Origin of the sequence: Streptomyces sp. NBC_00005 (assembly GCF_045160215.1) — a bacterium.
GTDB lineage: Bacteria > Actinomycetota > Actinomycetes > Streptomycetales > Streptomycetaceae > Streptomyces.
The window spans coordinates 7,776,534-7,792,516 of the sequence record NZ_CP108316.1 but is presented as its reverse complement, the minus strand read 5'-3'; the positions used below and the strand labels follow the sequence as shown (position 1 = coordinate 7,792,516).

14 protein-coding genes are annotated in these 15,983 nt (G+C 69.6%); 7 read left to right on the top strand and 7 right to left on the bottom strand.

Translation table 11 applies throughout. The features are described 5' to 3' along the window. The first annotated feature begins 37 nt into the window (after window positions 1-37). Genes OG303_RS35710 through fxsT form a run of 3 tightly spaced genes read left to right on the top strand, consistent with a single transcriptional unit; the run spans window position 38 to window position 7,418 of the window. Window positions 38-1,963 carry a hypothetical protein gene (locus OG303_RS35710; protein WP_405877658.1) on the top strand — a complete coding sequence of 642 codons (1,926 nt, stop codon included), beginning with the start codon at window positions 38-40 and terminating at the stop codon, window positions 1,961-1,963. Further along, the gene (locus OG303_RS35705; RefSeq protein ID WP_405873661.1) at window positions 1,960-2,985 is read left to right on the top strand and encodes an AAA family ATPase; all 1,026 of its coding nucleotides are present in this window, start codon (window positions 1,960-1,962) and stop codon (window positions 2,983-2,985) included. The genes OG303_RS35710 and OG303_RS35705 overlap by 4 nt, the downstream gene beginning before the upstream one ends. Then, entirely contained in the window at window positions 2,985-7,418 is a 4,434-nt protein-coding gene (gene fxsT / locus OG303_RS35700; protein WP_405873660.1) for an FxSxx-COOH system tetratricopeptide repeat protein, read from the top strand. The genes OG303_RS35705 and fxsT overlap by 1 nt, the downstream gene beginning before the upstream one ends. On the opposite strand, the gene OG303_RS35695 is transcribed toward fxsT, so the two are convergent. From OG303_RS35695 to OG303_RS35680, 4 genes are all read right to left on the bottom strand, one after another. Further along, window positions 7,349-9,301: an aKG-HExxH-type peptide beta-hydroxylase gene (locus OG303_RS35695; protein WP_405873659.1), complete on the bottom strand. Its 1,953-nt coding sequence runs from the start codon at window positions 9,299-9,301 to the stop codon at window positions 7,349-7,351. The genes fxsT and OG303_RS35695 overlap by 70 nt on opposite strands. After that, complete coding sequence (locus OG303_RS35690) at window positions 9,298-10,392, bottom strand: FxsB family cyclophane-forming radical SAM/SPASM peptide maturase (RefSeq protein ID WP_405873657.1); 1,095 nt, start codon at window positions 10,390-10,392, stop codon at window positions 9,298-9,300. The genes OG303_RS35695 and OG303_RS35690 overlap by 4 nt, the downstream gene beginning before the upstream one ends. 67 nt (window positions 10,393-10,459) lie before the next feature. Continuing rightward, a complete protein-coding gene (locus OG303_RS35685; protein ID WP_405873655.1) occupies window positions 10,460-10,630 on the bottom strand; it encodes a hypothetical protein in 171 nt (56 codons plus the stop codon). A gap of 188 nt (window positions 10,631-10,818) precedes the next feature. Beyond that, window positions 10,819-11,145, bottom strand: a complete 327-nt coding sequence (locus OG303_RS35680; RefSeq protein WP_405873654.1) for a CU044_2847 family protein — start codon at window positions 11,143-11,145, stop codon at window positions 10,819-10,821. Window positions 11,146-11,240: 95 nt separating this feature from the next. Between OG303_RS35680 and OG303_RS35675 the strand changes: the two genes are divergently transcribed. Then, on the top strand, window positions 11,241-12,122 hold the full coding sequence (locus tag OG303_RS35675) for a deoxyribonuclease IV (RefSeq protein ID WP_405873652.1): 882 nt from the start codon (window positions 11,241-11,243) through the stop codon (window positions 12,120-12,122). A gap of 83 nt (window positions 12,123-12,205) precedes the next feature. Then, entirely contained in the window at window positions 12,206-12,676 is a 471-nt protein-coding gene (locus OG303_RS35670; protein ID WP_405873650.1) for a DUF4396 domain-containing protein, read from the top strand. A gap of 50 nt (window positions 12,677-12,726) precedes the next feature. Here OG303_RS35670 and OG303_RS35665 read toward each other — a convergent pair whose 3' ends face one another. Then, window positions 12,727-13,374, bottom strand: a complete 648-nt coding sequence (locus OG303_RS35665) for a sulfite oxidase-like oxidoreductase (RefSeq protein WP_405873648.1) — start codon at window positions 13,372-13,374, stop codon at window positions 12,727-12,729. Window positions 13,375-13,547: 173 nt separating this feature from the next. Between OG303_RS35665 and bfr the strand changes: the two genes are divergently transcribed. Next, window positions 13,548-14,027 (top strand): bacterioferritin, encoded by a 480-nt coding sequence (gene bfr, locus OG303_RS35660; protein ID WP_405873647.1) that lies wholly within the window; start codon window positions 13,548-13,550, stop codon window positions 14,025-14,027. On the opposite strand, the gene OG303_RS35655 is transcribed toward bfr, so the two are convergent. After that, on the bottom strand, window positions 14,024-14,257 hold the full coding sequence (locus OG303_RS35655; protein ID WP_405873646.1) for a bacterioferritin-associated ferredoxin: 234 nt from the start codon (window positions 14,255-14,257) through the stop codon (window positions 14,024-14,026). The genes bfr and OG303_RS35655 overlap by 4 nt on opposite strands. A gap of 161 nt (window positions 14,258-14,418) precedes the next feature. After that, window positions 14,419-15,771: a class II 3-deoxy-7-phosphoheptulonate synthase gene (locus tag OG303_RS35650; RefSeq protein WP_405873644.1), complete on the bottom strand. Its 1,353-nt coding sequence runs from the start codon at window positions 15,769-15,771 to the stop codon at window positions 14,419-14,421. Between the two features lie 105 nt (window positions 15,772-15,876). Here OG303_RS35650 and OG303_RS35645 point away from each other — a divergent pair, with 105 nt between their 5' ends. Next, window positions 15,877-15,933, top strand: coding sequence for a trp operon leader peptide (locus tag OG303_RS35645; protein ID WP_071528813.1), 57 nt, complete (start codon window positions 15,877-15,879; stop codon window positions 15,931-15,933). Window positions 15,934-15,983: the final 50 nt, after the last annotated feature.

Here is a 15,983-nt window from a genome sequence, read left to right as displayed (position 1 = left end):
GCCCTGCGGACGACACGGGGGGAGAGGTGCCTTGGGGGTGCAACCGGTCGCGGAATCGGCCTCCATCGGCGACTGGCAGGTGAGCATCCTCGGCGCCACCGGGAAGCCCGTGGGCGGAGGTGTCCTCGTACCTCCGCGCTATGTGCTGACCTGCGCCCATGTGGTGACGACCGCCCTGGGCCGACGGCTGGAGGACGATCCGCACGCCACGGTCCGGGTCAGCCTGAGCGGCGGCCTCGAACTGGAGGGCTCTCCCGGGGGCGGGCACCACTACACCGGCGGCAGCCACCATGAGGACTTCTCGGTACTCACCCTGCATGGCGATCTGGGCGCGGCGAACGGCCAGTTACCCGGCTCCCACGCCCACCTCTCCGGCGGCGGCTACGTCAACAGGCGCCCGATGCAGGTGTACGGCTACCCGCAAGGTCAGCCGGACGGAGTGTGGGCGGACTGCGTGATGGCCGGGGAGGGCGGCCGGGAGAAGGCCTTGATCCAGCTGAACGACGCCCCGGACACCGGCCGTAAGGTGGAGAGGGGATACAGCGGCTGTGGAGTGAAGGACGCCTCGACCTCCCGCGTCGCCGGTCTCGCCGTACTGCGGGACAAATCGCCGGATGCCGGAGTGACCTGGATGATCCCGATGGCTCGACTGGCCCGTTCCTGGCCTCCGTTGAGGGCCGCGCTCGCCCTGTCCGGGGAGCCGTTGCCGGATCGACTCGCGACCGAGCCGGACCCGGAGGTGGACGCGGGGCCGTTCGATCCGGAGGCGATGGACGACCTCTACCGGCTCCTGCTGGACGGGCGCGTACCGCTACTCGGGCTGGTGGCGCTGCGTGACGAGGCGCTCGGGCCTGTGCGCCGCTTCTGGAAGGGCGCCCCCGAGGACATTCTCGGCATCGTGCACGACCTGCAGCACATCTCCCAGGCCGGACGCCCGGTACCGCCGCTGCTGTCCTTCGTGGCTGCGCTGTCCCGACGGATCCCGGGTCTACGTGGAGCGGAACTGGCCCGCTGGGTGCGCGGCCGGGCCGGCCACTGCACCCCCGCCGTCGATCCGGGACCTCTCCTGGAACGGCATCCCCGCCCCTCCGGGGTGGGGGCCCAGTGGACGTACGCCACGTTCTGTATCACCCCGGCCGCGGTGAGAGGGCACTACCTCCTGGACGTCTTCCGGCAGCACGAGGGCGCCACACGCGAGGCGGTCCAGCAGTACACCGAGGCCATGCGGCTGAGCCGGATAGAGAATCTGATGGTGGATCACATCGTCCGTATGCGGCGAGAACGCGCCATGGACGCACCGGAGTTGTTCGTGGAGGCGGTCTTACCCCGTGAGCTGCTGGGACGCCGTTTCGACGACCTGTTGATCACGACGCCCAGCGGCGCGAAGGTGCGCTTGGGGGTAGTGCACCCTGTCGCCTTTCGCAGCCTTGAGCGCCAGAATGCGTCGGAATGGGTCGACTGGGGGCATAACTGGTCGCAGAAGTGGGACAGGATGAAAACGATGCCCGCACTCTCCGGAGAGGGCGTGGTGGATGTGATGCCTGCCCGCAGCCAGGACAGGACGCCCTACGAAGCGCTGTTCCTGGCCTTGTACCCCGAGGACGGCCCCCTGGCCCTGGTCCTCGGGTTTCCCCCGAGGGTGCCTCGCAAGCGTGCCCCCGACCCGGAGTTCGACGCGGCTCTCGACGCCGGGGTGCCTGCCCTGATCTGGGCGCACGACGAGCGGGAAGGACCGCGCGTGGCCGAGGAGCTCCCTGAGCGACTGCGCAACGCCAGCGCCCGGACGCTGCCCGAGGTGGTACGCAGGGCACGCCGCGGCGAGCGGTCGCCAGGGCCCGTCACCGCCCCCCATCGCGTCGACGGCGGTCTGCAGTTGGGGTTCTTGTGGGACCCCTTCGACCGCCTGCCCCCGCGAACTCCCCTGGCACCGCCCGCTCCCGCTCCCGGAGGTAACCCCTCGTGACCGAGACCGGAATCCCGCAGACACCCGCGTGGTGGGTCTACCGCGGTGACGGAATCCCGCACAACGCCATCGAGCGGCTGCCCGACCCACCGAAATGGCGGCCGCTGCAGCAGGGCATGCCGCCGCAGGACAGCGTGACGAGCACGGCGCCGGCCGACACCCGGCGCGGCCGGGTCTTCCAGGCCGACCGCGCATTGGTGGACGTGGTCAATGCGGCCCTGCTGCTGCGCCGACCGCTGCTGCTCACCGGCAAGCCGGGAACGGGCAAGTCGACGCTCGCGCACGCCGTCGCCTACGAACTCGGTCTTGGCCCCGTGTTGCACTGGCCGGTGACCTCGAAGACGACGCTGCGTGACGGCTTGTACTCGTACGACGCGATCGGCCGGCTGCACGAAGCGAATCTGCAGCGGGCCGGAGTCGACACGGGCAGCGGCGTCGGGGGCCTCGGTGAGATCGGCCGCTTCCTGCGGCTCGGCCCGCTCGGCACCGCGTTGCTACCGCGGCGTCGACCTCGCGTGCTGCTGATCGACGAGCTCGACAAGAGCGACATAGACCTGCCGAACGATCTGCTGACCGTCTTCGAGGAGGGCCGCTTCGCCATCCAGGAGCTGCTGCGACTTCCTCCTGAACAGCGCGACGTACGGATCCAGACCGCCGACGGCGGAGAGGAGCAGGTGACGGACGGCCAGGTCACCTGTTGGGCCTTTCCGTTCGTGGTGATCACCTCGAACGAGGAACGTGAGTTCCCCGCCGCCTTCGCACGCCGCTGCGTGCGCCACGACATCGAGCAGCCCGGTCCGGAGCGGCTGGCGGCGATCGTCGCCGCACACCTGGGACCCGAGGTCCTCGAGCAGGCACAGCCGCTGGTGCAGGCGTTCCTCGCGGAGCAGAGCAACGGCGCTGTCGCCGTGGACCAGTTGCTGAGTGCCATACAGCTGGCCCGCGCCGGCGCCGACGAATCCCCCGAGCAGTGGCAGGATCTGCTCCGTACGCTGTGGCGCCACCTCGAAACGGGGCCCTGATGCCGTACGAACCACCGGAGCGCCCCACTCCGAATGCGCAGGAGATAGCCGAGGTCCTCTGGCTGGCGGCGCGGCTGGCCCGTGCCACCGAGAAGGCAGGGCCGACACCGAGGGCCGCCCGCCCGCACCCGCTGTCCGGGATCACCGGGCCACTGGAGCCCGGCGTGCCACGCCGTCGGCGTGAGGGCTCCGCGCGGGAGGACCGGCGTCCGCCGGCGCCGGACGGCCGGCAGCCGTCCGACGGGCCCGGCCAGACGCCGCAGGAACCGCAACTGCACGTGCCCGGATTCGGCCTGCCCATGGAAGCGCCGGGGGCAGTGCTTCCGGCGTTGCCCGTGCGCTCGCCCGGGGTGCGGCCGCTGCCCAAGGCCGCCGAACTCGGCAGAGCGCTGCGGCCGCTGCGCCGGCGGACCGCCTCCGCGGTCCGGCACCGACTGGACGAGGAGGCGACGGCCGACCGAGCGGCGCAGACCGATGTATGGGAGCCGGTGCTCATCCCGGAGGACGAGCGCTGGCTCGACCTGGTGCTGGTGGTCGACACGGGCGAGTCGATGGTGCTGTGGGACGGCGCCGTCGCCGAGCTGCGCACGGTTCTGCGCCGGGTGGGGGCGTTCCGTTCCATCACGGTGCGCTGGCTGGAGCATCTGCCGGACGGCACGGTGACGATGCGTACCGGCGCACCGCCGTGGCGGGACGCCGGATCCCGGGACGACGACCTCGGTCGGCACGTCTTCCGCTCACCGCGCACCGCCGTACTCGTCCTCAGCGACGCGATCAACACCGGCTGGGGCTCGGGCGCGGTGGGCCGGCTGCTCAACCGTTGGGCCCGCAGCCGGCCCACCGCCCTGGTCCAGCCGCTGGACCGGCGGCTGTGGCACCGCACCGCGTTACGCCCGGCACCCGTCACCCTGAGAGCCTCCCGCCCCGGCGCCGCCAACAGCAGCCTGCACACCGACACGGACACCGACAGCCCGGGTCTCCTGGTGCCCGTCATGGAACTCGCGCCGGCGGCTCTGCAGATGTGGGCGCGGCTGGTCGCCCGCCCGGAGGAGTCGCCGTTTCAGGGGTTCGCCGTCTGTCCGGAAAGCGACGGGCACAGCCCCACCCCACCGGACGGCCCGGAGCCGGTACCGACTCGGCGGGACGATCGGCTGTCTCCGCTGGACCGCGTGCTCGCGTTCCGCGCGGAGGCGTCACCCCAGGCTTTCGAACTGGCCGGCTACCTGTCGGCCGCTCCCCTGTTTCTCCCGGTGATGCGGCTGGTCCAGCAGGTGATGGCGCCGCGCACCACGCCATCACACCTGGCGGAGGTGTTCCTCTCAGGCCTGCTGCACCCCGTGGCACCCGGCCACCCGCACACCTCCGAGCAGACCGAGTTCGACTTCCCGGAGGCCGTACGGTCGCTGCTGCTGGGATCACTGCACCAGCAGGAAAGCCGGCGTGTCCTGGCAGCCGTCTCGGACTACCTGGCCGAACATTCGTCGGCGCCGTACCGGTTCGACGCGACCCTGGCCGATCCGTCCTCCGAGCTGCCGTCCTGGATCAGTTCGGAGAGCCTGCCCTTCGCCAAGGTCGACGCGGCCGTCGCGGATGCCCTGGGCGGAGGGTTCGCCACCAGGGCCCGCGAGCTCCGCGCCCGCATTTCGCATCGAAGCCGGCCGCCCGCGAGCAGTGACGCAGAGTCGTCATACGCTTACGGTGTGACTGATACCACATCCATGCCGAGCGCTATTGACGAGACAGCCGACCAGCTGCTCCCGACCGAGCACGCCACCAGCGTGCCGGCAGAGCTCGCACCGACAGGGGAACCCTCCCAGCAACCACCGGAAAGGGAATCATCCGTGGCCGAGTCCGCGCCTCGACTGGCCGACTTCACCTCCCCGCCGAGCACAGAGGCGCCCCCGGTCGGCCCACCGCCCCGCATCACACGTCCCGTGCGGTTCGAGGAGACCATTCCGCAGGTGTGGGGTCGGCGCATTCCACCCCGCAACCACAATTTCACCGGGCGTGACGAACTCATCACCCAGCTCCGTGACCGATTGGCCGACCGGCGTGCGGCAATCGTCCCGCAGGCCTTCTTCGGGCTCGGCGGAGTAGGCAAGACGCAACTAGCTGTCGAGTACATCTATCGGTATCAGTCGCAGTATCAGCTCATCTGGTGGATCAACTCGGAGGACCCGGCGCTGGTCCGCTCGTCCATTGCCGCGCTCGCACCGCACCTGGGCCTGGAGTCCGGCCCCAGCGGTGACGAGGCGCTTCCTCTCGTCCTCGACGCGCTGCGCCGAGGCTCCCCTTACCGCCGGTGGCTTCTTGTGTTCGACAACGCCGACCGTCCCGAGGACCTGGAGGACTACTTCCCCTCCGGCGAGGGCCACATCCTGATCACCTCGCGCAACCAGAGCTGGGCCGGCCACGCACACCCCATCTCGGTGGATGTCTTCTCCCGCGAGGAGTCGGTACGTTTCCTGCAGCGCAGGGCACCCGGTATGCCCACCGAGGACGCCTCCCGGCTCGCGGAGGCACTGGGCGACCTGCCGCTCGCCGTGGAACAGGCCGGCGCCTGGCACGCGGAGACGGCGATGTCGGTCGACGACTATCTCGAGCTGCTGCGTGAACATGCGGGACGGCTGTTGGACACCGCCGTCCCGTCCGGCTACCAGCACTCGGTGGTGGCGACCTGGAACCTGTCCATGGAGCGCCTGTCCCAGCGCAACCCCGCGGCGGTGCAGCTGCTGCGGCTGTGCTCCTGCATGGCGCCGGAGCCCATCAGCTGGGCCATGCTGCGCAGCGCCGCGTTCGCTCCGCTGCCCTCACCGCTCGCCGAGGCGCTGCGCGACCCGGTGGAACTCGGCCTGGCCACACGGGAGATCGGCCGGCTGGCCCTGGCCAGGATCGACCATCGCAGCAACAGCCTGCAGATGCACCGGCTCGTCCAGGCGGTGCTGCAGAACCAGATGTCGCCACAGGAGCAGGAGGACACCTACCACCTCACGCATGTCCTGCTGGCCGCGGCCGACCCGCAGGAGCCGGAGGACAACGCCAACTGGCGCCGGTACGCCGAACTGCGGCCGCACATCCGGCCCACCCGTGCCGTGGAGTGCGATCACCGGGAGGTGCGGGACCTGGTCATCAACGAGATCCGGTACCTGTATCTGCACGGCGACTACACCGGTGGTACGGAACTGGCCGAGTTCGCCCGCAAGGAATGGCAGCAGCGCCTCGGCGACGACTACCCGCAGACCATGCGCGTCACGCGTTCCTACGCCACGCTGATCCGCAACTTCGGCCGGTACGAAGAGGCCCGGGCCCTCAACGCCGACCTGTTGGTGCGGGCCCGCCGGGTGTTCGGCGAGGACCACGAGGAGACCTTGGCGATCGCCAACAGCACGGCGGCCGACCTTCGCGTGCTCGGCGACTTCGAACAGGCCGCCGACCGTGATGGCGACACCCTGGAACGGTTGACCAGGGTCTTCGGCCGTGACTATCCGCTGGCGTTGATGTCCGCCGCCAACCACGCCCTCGACCTGCGCCTTCTGGGCCGCTTCCAGGATGCACTGGAGCTGGACGCGGACACCTACGAGCGGCGCGTGCGCATCTTCGGCCCCGACGACACACTCACCCTCGTCGTGGCGGCCAACTACGCGCGCGACCAGCGGGAGTTGGGCGACTACCGAGGATCCACCGAATCGCTCCGCGCGGTGTACCCGAAACTCCGCGACAGCCAAGGTCGCGAGCATCCCTCCACACTCGACGTGGCGAAGAACCTGGCGGTATCGCTCCGGGCGATGGGCGCGTACGACGAGGCGTACGAGCGTTCACACCGGACCGTGGAACGGTATCGCGCCCAGTACGGCGAGGGCGATCTCAACACCCTTGCCGCCGTGGGCAATTACGCCATCGACCTGCTGTTGCGGGGGGACCTGGAGAACGCCGAGCGACTGGCGGCACAGACGGTGGCCGGCTATGAGCAGCTCTTCGGGGCCACCCACCCCTATGTGCCGATGACGGAGACGAACCACGCGCTGATCCTCAGCGCGATCGGCGAGCACGACCGAGCCCTGTCGCTCAACCTCTCGGCGTACGAAAAGCTGGAGGCGCGTTTCGGCCCGGAGCACAACTGCACCTTGCGCTGCGGCGTCAATCTCGCCAACGACCTGCACACCGCAGGCCGTCTCGAGGAAGCGGAGCAGGCCAACTCCCGGCACCTGGAGACCCTTCGCAACAAGCTCGGCCCCGACCACCCCGTCACGTTGGTGTGCCAGGGGAATCTCGCGCACGACCGTCGGTCTCTGGGGCAGGAAGCAGAGGCCGAGGCTTTGCTGGAGGACGTTCTCGAACGCTTCGCCCAGACCTTGGGAGAGTCCTACCCCGTGGCTGAGGTGTTCTCCAGGGGAGACCGGGCGTTCTGCGACATCGAAACCCCGGTGTTCTGAGGGGATGTGCGCGGCTGGGGCGGTCGCGGGTGCACCACTGCCAACCAGGCAGCGAGGGCCAGCGGGTCCGGCGGGCGATCCTCGCCCGCCGGTGGTGACGGTCGGGCCGACCGTGCTTCGGCTCGGCGGGCTTCAGCGGGCGGCGGTTGGTCCGGGCGCGCTTCGACCAGGTGCAGCAGCAGGTTCCTGACGAGTTCGGTGCGGTGGCGCAGCACGCCCGCCCCGGGCTGGCCTTCCTCGGCGGCGGCCGCGGCCAGTTCCGCCCAGCGTTCGGGACGGTCCGGCCGAGCGACGACGGCGGCGGCCGCCTCCTGAGCGGATCCGGCCCGCCCGGCCCCGCGCTGCCGTGCCGCCCATCGACCGAATTCCGGCCCCGGCCCGGTCACGGACCCGTCGGCGGCCCGGACGTCGTCCTGGGGCGGCTGCTGCGCGGCCCGCCCGGTGAGCCAGAGTTCGGCGAGCCGTTGCGTCTCCTTCTCGTCGACCTGCGCCCAACGCAGCCGCCAGACAGCCTCACTTCCGGCCTCGACGCGCAGAACCGCCCGCGTCGTCCTGGCATCCGTGCCACCACCGATGTCGCTGTCATAGCCGCTGTCACCGCCGTCCACCGTGCCCATCGCCGCCGCGGCCCGTTCCAGGAAGCGGATGCCCAGGGGCGTCAGGCGGACATGGGTGAACGCCTCGGCAAGGCCACGTTCGCCCTGCGCCCTCGTCCGGGCCAGCCGCCAGGTCACATCGGCCTGCTCGGGCTCATGCCGCGTACCGCTTCGGGCGCGCCAGAACGCCAGATCGCCGAGGTGGGCGTAGATGCCCTGGAGGAGTCCTCCGGGCGGCCGCGGATCGGGACGCCACGGCGCGTACAGACAGGCCGGACCGCCGGGCTCGTACAGGGGCACCAGATCCGTCAGTGCGCTCAGTTTGCTGTGCTGGAACTCGTGCAGCAGGGTCAGGGCCAGCCGTTCCGGGCTCGCGGGCCAGGATGCCAGCACCGTGCCGAAGGCATGGCGTGAGGTCGCGGAGGCGACACCGCGAGCCGGAGCCGGAAGCGGCACCATGCCGTTCAGGCCCTCCGCGAGTTCTTCGGCGCGTGCACGATGACTGTCGACGAGCAGTTTCCAGGCCGACTGCAGCAGCCCCTGCCAGGCCACCGGCCCCGCACGCAAGGTGTCCAGGGCGGGCAGACGCGGATCGGCGGTCTCCAGCGGCAGACACAGCGTCAATCCGCCGTGTTCCGCCCGAAGCACGGCGACCGGCTGCCACCGGTGTCCTTCCCGGGTCAGATCGCGCGGCAGCCTGTGTACGTCGCCGGGGACCCTGACATCGACGGCGCCAGGGGCCGAACGCACCCCGGCGGAGCCCGCGCAGAAACCGGCGTCGACGGTCGCCGGCGGTTCCGGAAGGTCACGGCAGCCGGCCCCGGTCCCCACCCCTGTCGCCAGCACTGCCTGCTGCCTCGCGTCCCGGATCCCCGTCACCGTTCCCAGCCCCGGTAATCGCAGGGTCCCCGCCCGTACCGGCACGGCGACCTCCGCCACGACACCCGCGCGGATCGCCACGACCGCCGCGAGCGCCGCGAGGTCTCCGGCTGTGCAGATCCCGTCCCCGTGCGACGGGCAGTCCGCCGCGGCATGTGCCGCCCAGGCCCCGAACGAGGGACCGTCGAGCAGTGCCTTCACCGTCTCCGGGGCCACGCCCTCGACCTGGGACAACAGGTCGGCGCCCGCCTGGGCGGCCGCGCCGCACGGGCCGTCCAGGACGTGCCGGAGCAGAAGGAGGTTCCGGCTGCGCCTCGCCCGGCGCAGCAGCACGATCGCTTCCCGGCCGCCCTCTCCTGCGGCGAGCGCGTCGAAGACGGCGTCCGCGATCACATAGGGAGCGATCACGACTGCTCCGTCGAGCGGGCGAGCCAACGACGGATGTGGCCGACCAGGAGGAGCACGTCCTCGCAGTAGACGGTCGGGGAGCGGTAGCCGACGCCCGGGCGGTAGCGGTGCCCGTACTCCCCGCCGCCGCACACCGACAGTTCGGGACAGCGTCGGCACTGGTCCGCGAGGGCGCGCTCACCGGCCTGCCGCGCGGCGAAGCCCGGATGCAGGAGAACCTCGTCGAAGGAGTGCCGGAACACATCCAGGCCGCTCACAGAGGCTCCGTCATAGCCCGTGCGCAGCGTGTCGTTGTGGTGGATGCTCCCGTCGGCCTCGACGAAGACGGAAACGGTCCGGGTGATCCCCACCCAGTCGAGCCGGCTGCGGCCACCGAGCACGGTGTGCAGCAACTCGTCGAGAATCCGCACGGTGGTCTCTTTGCGCGGCGCTCCCGCCCACCGGTCGAAAACGGCGGCGAGCCAACGCCCGTACGCGCCGGGCGGCTGCGGTGGTCGGGCTCCCCAATGGGCGTGCGGCAGCAGGAAGTCGATCTGCGGCGGGCGGGTCGGCAGCAGCGATTCGTAGACGGCGACCGGGTCCCACACGGGATCGACGGTGCACAGCAGGCCTGCGTACAACTGCGGGTAGTCGTCGGCCAGGAGGCTCAGACCTGCCATGACTCGGCCGTACGAACCCCGGCCGGCCGGGGTTCGACGGTGCGCGTCGTGTGTCGTGCGGTCACCGTCCACGCTGACACCGACACGGATCCCGTGTTCGGCCAGCGTGTCCAGCATGCGCGTACGGAGCAGAGTGCCGTTGGTCTGGACGGTGAACTCGGCCTCGGCGCCCGCCTCTTGCACGATCTCGCGCACCGTCCGCGCGATCAGGGCGATGCCCCCGTGGCCCGCCAACAAGGGCTCACCGCCGTGCAGCACGATCCGGACACTGCTGAGTCCGTGCCGGGCGGCGTGCTCCGCGACACGGCGGGCCGTCTGGCGCAGGGTCTCCTGACTCATGGCGTGCGGCTGGCGGCGCCAGGTCTGGTCGGCGTGCTCGTAGATGATGCAGTAGTCGCACGCCAGGTTGCACCGGCTGCGTATCTTCAGCACGAACTGGCGCAGTGGGACGGGCCGCCAGCCCTCGTCGAGGAGGGCTGCGACGTCGACTCCGTGATGGTCAGGCGCTCGCCTGCCAGCTGGTGTATTCGTCCTCATCGGACTCGGCGGCCTCCGTCTGGAGCCGTTCCAGGGCGACCGCGAGCACGGAGCCCGGCAGTGCGCGCAGTTGGTCGATCGTGAATCCGGCGATGTCCGGCAGTCCGCACTCGACCCCCGTCGTCTCTTCCATGCCTGTGCCCCTTCCAGTTCCTGGGACATCCGGCACCAGGCCCGACGCTGCGGCACTCGGCCGCAAGGGCATGGTAGGCGGATCCCTGTTCGGACGGGAGACGGCCTTTCAGCCCGGTGCGCCGTCCCGGACACCGGAGTCGGTCGGGCCGCACCGGTCCACCAGTTCCTCCCCCGCGGCCCGTAGGGCTACCCCTCCTTCTCCCACACGGCCCGTACGACGAGATGCGCCTCGCCCTTGGTCCGTGCCAGCACCGCCCCGGCCTCGCCGCTCAGCCTGACCCCGAATTCCAGCTCCAGCCGGTGAGGGGCGACGTCGAGCGCGGTGATCCGGGCATGCGCCTCGGCCGCCATCTCCCGGATGCCGTCCAGGGCGGCTCCCAGGCTCTGCTGGGCACGTCGCACGACGGTGTTCCCGCTGACCGAGATCTCCTCCAGGCCGTACGCCTCGTCGTCAACGGGTTCCACGAGGATGCTGCCGCCGTCCCGCAACGCAAACCTGACCACGTCCCCCATCTACGCCCTCCCCAGGCCGAGTTGCTCCCATGCACTGCTGCTCTCGTACCCTGCGAGCGCCCTCCCCCACACGTCCTGGCATCCTGGACCACGTCATGAGCAGAACACCTTTCCCCTTCCCCACCCGCAACCCCGTCGGCGGCCATGTCCCCGTCGCCGGTGGTCTTCACTCCGTCGGTGTGGCCTACGCCCGTGAGCTGAAGGCCGAGACGGTGCAGGTCTTCGTCGCCAACCCGCGTGGCTGGGCCACGCCCGTCGGGAATCCGCGGCAGGACGAGGAGTTCCGGGCGGCGTGCGAGGCCGAGTCGGTTCCGGCGTACGTCCATGCCCCGTACCTGATCAACTTCGGCTCCCACACCGAGGCGACCGTCGAGAAGTCCGTGGATTCGCTACGGCACTCCCTGCGGCGCGGGCGGGAGATCGGGGCGCTCGGTGTGGTCGTCCACACGGGCAGCGCGACCGGCGGCCGGGAGCGTTCCGTGGCACTGCAGCAGGTACGTGAGCACCTGCTGCCGCTGCTCGACGAGCTGACGCACGACGACGACCCCTTCCTGCTGCTGGAGTCGACGGCCGGGCAGGGCTCCTCGCTCTGTTCGCGGACCTGGGACTTCGGGCCGTACTTCGAGGCGCTGGACGCCCATCCGAAGCTGGGCGTCTGCCTGGACACGTGCCACATCTTCGCGGCCGGCCACGACCTGACCGGGCCGAGCGGCATGCACCAGACGCTGGACCTGCTGGTGGACACCGTCGGCGAGGGGCGGCTGAAGCTGATCCACGCCAACGACTCCAAGGACGTCGTCGGCGCGCACAAGGACCGGCACGAGAACATCGGCGCGGGCCACATCGGCGAGGACCCGTTCCGGGCGCTGATGACGCACCCCGCGACCGAGGGCGTACCGCTGATCATCGAGACGCCCGGCGGCAAAGAAGGGCACGCGGCGGACGTGGAGCGCCTGAAGAAACTGCGCGACTCGTAGTCCGCAGAGGGATGGGGAATACCCCTGGGGGGTATACGGTTTCTGCTCGACGCAGGAACCGTTACCTGACATTGGGGGCAGTCATGCAGCACGAGGCACACGCACACCATCACCCCGCCGCCGCCACCTGGAGCACGGCCGCCCAGGCGACCCTGCACTGCCTCACCGGCTGCGCCATCGGCGAGGTGCTGGGCATGGTCATCGGCACGGCGCTCGGCTGGGGCAACGTCGCGACGACGGTCCTGGCGATCGTCCTCGCGTTCTTCTTCGGCTACTCGCTCACCCTGCGCGGAGTTCTGAGGGCGGGCCTCGGTTTCCGCGCCGCGATCCGGGTGGCGCTGGCCGCGGACACCCTGTCCATCGCCGTGATGGAGCTGATCGACAACGGCGTGATCGTGGTGTGGCCGGACGCGATGGACGCGGAACTGGCCGACGCACTGTTCTGGATCTCGCTGGCGCTCTCCCTCGCGATCGCCTTCGTGGTCACCGTGCCGGTCAACAAGTGGATGATCGGCCGCGGCAAGGGCCACGCGGTGGTGCACCAGTACCACTGACGAAGACGAGAGACAGAAGACGGAAGACGGAAGACGGAAGACGCCAGGAGTCAGAGCTCGGGGCCGTCCCCGGGCTGCTCCTGGTAGGAGTAGCGCTGTTCCTTCCAGGGGTCGCCGACGTTGTGGTAGCCGCGCTCCTCCCAGAAGCCGCGGCGGTCGGCGGTCATGTACTCCACGCCGCGCACCCACTTGGGGCCCTTCCAGGCGTACAGATGGGGCACCACGAGGCGCAGCGGGAAGCCGTGTTCCGCCGTCAGCAGCTCGCCGTCCTTATGGGTGGCGAAGATGGTCTGCTCGGACGCGAAGTCCGCCAGGCGGAGGTTGGCACTGAATCCGTATTCGGCCCACACCATCACATGGGTGACCGCGGGCGCGGGCGGCGCGATCTCCAGGATCGTACGAGCCGGAATGCCGCCCCATTCGGCGCCGAGCATGCTGAACTTCGTGACGCAGTGCAGGTCGGCCACGAAAGTGGTGTACGGCAGAGCCGTGAACTCCTCGTGGTTCCAGCAGTACTTCTCGCCGTCCGCGGTGGCGCCGAAGACCCGGAACTCCCAGCGCTCCGGGCGAAACTTGGGAACGGGCCCGTAGTGCGTGACCGGCCAGCCGCGTTGCAGGCGCTGCCCCGGCGGAAGCTCGGCCTGTGCTGCTCCTCCTGAATCGCGTTCTCCCGATTCACGCTCCACCGGCTGACCCATGACTCCATCCTGACAGACCGAGGACGGTGTCCTTGACCAGCATTACCAAACCGGCGCAATCGCGACTAAGCGTGGACTCACTTACTAAGTGAAGACTTACTGGACGATCTTTCCCACCGGTGCAATCATGCGGCGCAACCTGCCAGTTCCCCCGCTTGGAAGGAGCCTCTGCGATGCAGGGCGACCCCGAGGTCATCGAATTCCTCAACGAGCAGCTCACCGGCGAGCTGACCGCGATCAACCAGTACTTTCTGCACGCGAAGATGCAGGAGAATTTCGGCTGGACGAAGCTCGCGAAGTACACGCGGCACGAATCGTTCGACGAAATGAAGCACGCCGAGGTTCTCACCGACCGGATTCTCTTCCTGGAGGGGCTGCCGAACTACCAGCGACTGTTCCACGTGCGCGTGGGACAGACCGTCAAGGAGATGTTCGAGGCCGACCGGCAGGTCGAGGTCGAGGCGATCGACCGGCTCAAGCGCGGTATCGAGGTGATGCGCACAAAGGGTGACATCACTTCTGCGAACATCTTCGAGTCGATCCTCGAGGACGAGGAGCACCACATCGACTACCTCGACACCCAGCTGGAACTGGTGGAGAAGCTCGGCGAGGCGCTCTACATCGCGCAGCTGATCGAGCAGCCGGAGAGCTAGGCGGCCTCGTCCAGTTCGGCGAGAGCGGGCTTTCCCTGCTCGAGGAGCTCACGTCGCGGGCACTCGCCTCGACCGAGGAGCGCCTGAATACGACGGACGCAGGAGCCGCAGTCGGTGCCGGCCTTGCAGGCGGACGCGATCTGGCGAGGGGTGCAGGCACCGTCCGCCGCGTGCTTCTTGACCTGCTGCTCGGTGATGCCGAAGCAACTGCAGATGTACACGCGGTTCACCTCCCGCCGGGATCGAAAAGTGGTGCCGTCCCGATTAATCGGTGAGGCTAACCTAACCTTACCCGGCGCCCGGGGACCATAAAAGTGCTGTGGGGCGCGGATCGTATGTGATCCGCGCCCCACTTCATGCCCCTGTAACAGGCGTGTCAGTCGATGATCTGCTACTGGTCCCGGTACATCTCCGCGACGAGGAACGCCAGGTCAAGGGACTGGCTGCGGTTCAGACGCGGGTCGCAGGCCGTCTCGTAGCGCTGGTGCAGGTCGTCGACGAAGATCTCGTCGCCGCCGCCCACGCACTCCGTGACGTCGTCACCGGTGAGCTCGACGTGGATGCCGCCCGGGTGGGTGCCGAGGCCCTTGTGGACCTCGAAGAAGCCCTTGACCTCGTCGAGCACGTCGTCGAAGCGGCGGGTCTTGTGGCCGGAGGCCGCCTCGTAGGTGTTGCCGTGCATCGGGTCGGTGATCCAGGCGACGGTCGCGCCCGAGGCGGTGACCTTCTCGACCAGCTCGGGCAGCTTGTCCCGGACCTTGTCGGCGCCCATGCGGACGATGAAGGTCAGCCGGCCGGGCTCGCGGTCGGGGTCGAGACGCTCGATGTACTGCAGCGCGTCCTCGGCCGTCGTCGTCGGGCCGAGCTTGATGCCGATCGGGTTGCGGATCTTCGAGGCGAACTCGATGTGTGCGTGATCCAGCTGCCGGGTGCGCTCACCGATCCACACCATGTGCGCCGAGACGTCGTAGAGCTTCCCGGTGCGGGAGTCGACGCGGGTGAGCGCGGACTCGTAGTCGAGCAGCAGCGCCTCGTGCGAGGAGTAGAACTCGACGGTCTTGAACTCCTCCGGGTCGGTGCCGCAGGCCCGCATGAAGTTCAGCGCGTTGTCGATCTCGCGGGCCAGCTGCTCGTAGCGCTGGCCGGAGGGGGACGACTTCACGAAGTCCTGGTTCCAGGCGTGCACCTGGCGCAGGTCGGCGTAGCCGCCGGTGGTGAAGGCGCGCACCAGGTTGAGCGTGGAGGCGGACGCGTTGTACATCCGCTTCAGACGCTCGGGGTCCGGGATCCGGGCCGCCTCGTTGAAGGCGAAGCCATTGACCGAGTCGCCGCGGTACGTCGGCAGCGTCACGCCGTCGCGGGTCTCGGTGCCCTTGGAGCGCGGCTTGGAGTACTGACCGGCGATCCGGCCGACCTTCACGACCGGCACAGAGGCGGCGTACGTCAGCACGGCGCCCATCTGGAGCAGGGTCTTGAGCTTGTTGCGGATCTGGTCGGCGGACACCGCGTCGAAGGCCTCGGCACAGTCGCCGCCCTGGAGGAGGAACGCCTCTCCCTTGGCGACGGCCGCCATCCGGGCGCGCAGCTGGTCGCACTCGCCCGCGAAGACGAGCGGCGGATACGACTCGAGGTCCGCGATCACTGCGCGCAGAGCCTCGGTGTCGGGGTACTCGGGCTGCTGCGCCGCGGGCAGGTCTCGCCAGGTGTTGCCAGCGCTCGCGCTGGTCGTTGCGTTCACGGTCACCCCGTAAACATTACGGGGTCGTGTCGACTGCTTTTTGTCCCGCTCGACTGGTGAGACGGAGCGACCACCGTCCGGACGGCCTGGTCGTGCGGTAGGGTGCGTCGCATGTTCGCGCACTCGACCCAGAACTGGTGGTGGACCGCTCATCCGGCGGCCCACTGACTGCGCGTACGCAAGACTTCGCGAAGGCCGCCCGAGGGGCGGCCTTCGGT

Bases quoted from the DNA above. Each gene is read 5' to 3' on its own strand.
- OG303_RS35675 (WP_405873652.1), top strand. From the start codon at position 11,241: ATGAGCAGAACACCTTTCCCCTTCCCCACCCGCAACCCCGTCGGCGGC.
- OG303_RS35665 (WP_405873648.1), bottom strand. From the start codon at position 13,374: ATGGGTCAGCCGGTGGAGCGTGAATCGGGAGAACGCGATTCAGGAGGA.
- OG303_RS35685 (WP_405873655.1), bottom strand. From the start codon at position 10,630: ATGGAAGAGACGACGGGGGTCGAGTGCGGACTGCCGGACATCGCCGGA.
- OG303_RS35670 (WP_405873650.1), top strand. From the start codon at position 12,206: ATGCAGCACGAGGCACACGCACACCATCACCCCGCCGCCGCCACCTGG.
- bfr (WP_405873647.1), top strand. From the start codon at position 13,548: ATGCAGGGCGACCCCGAGGTCATCGAATTCCTCAACGAGCAGCTCACC.
- fxsT (WP_405873660.1), top strand. From the start codon at position 2,985: ATGCCGTACGAACCACCGGAGCGCCCCACTCCGAATGCGCAGGAGATA.
- OG303_RS35680 (WP_405873654.1), bottom strand. From the start codon at position 11,145: ATGGGGGACGTGGTCAGGTTTGCGTTGCGGGACGGCGGCAGCATCCTC.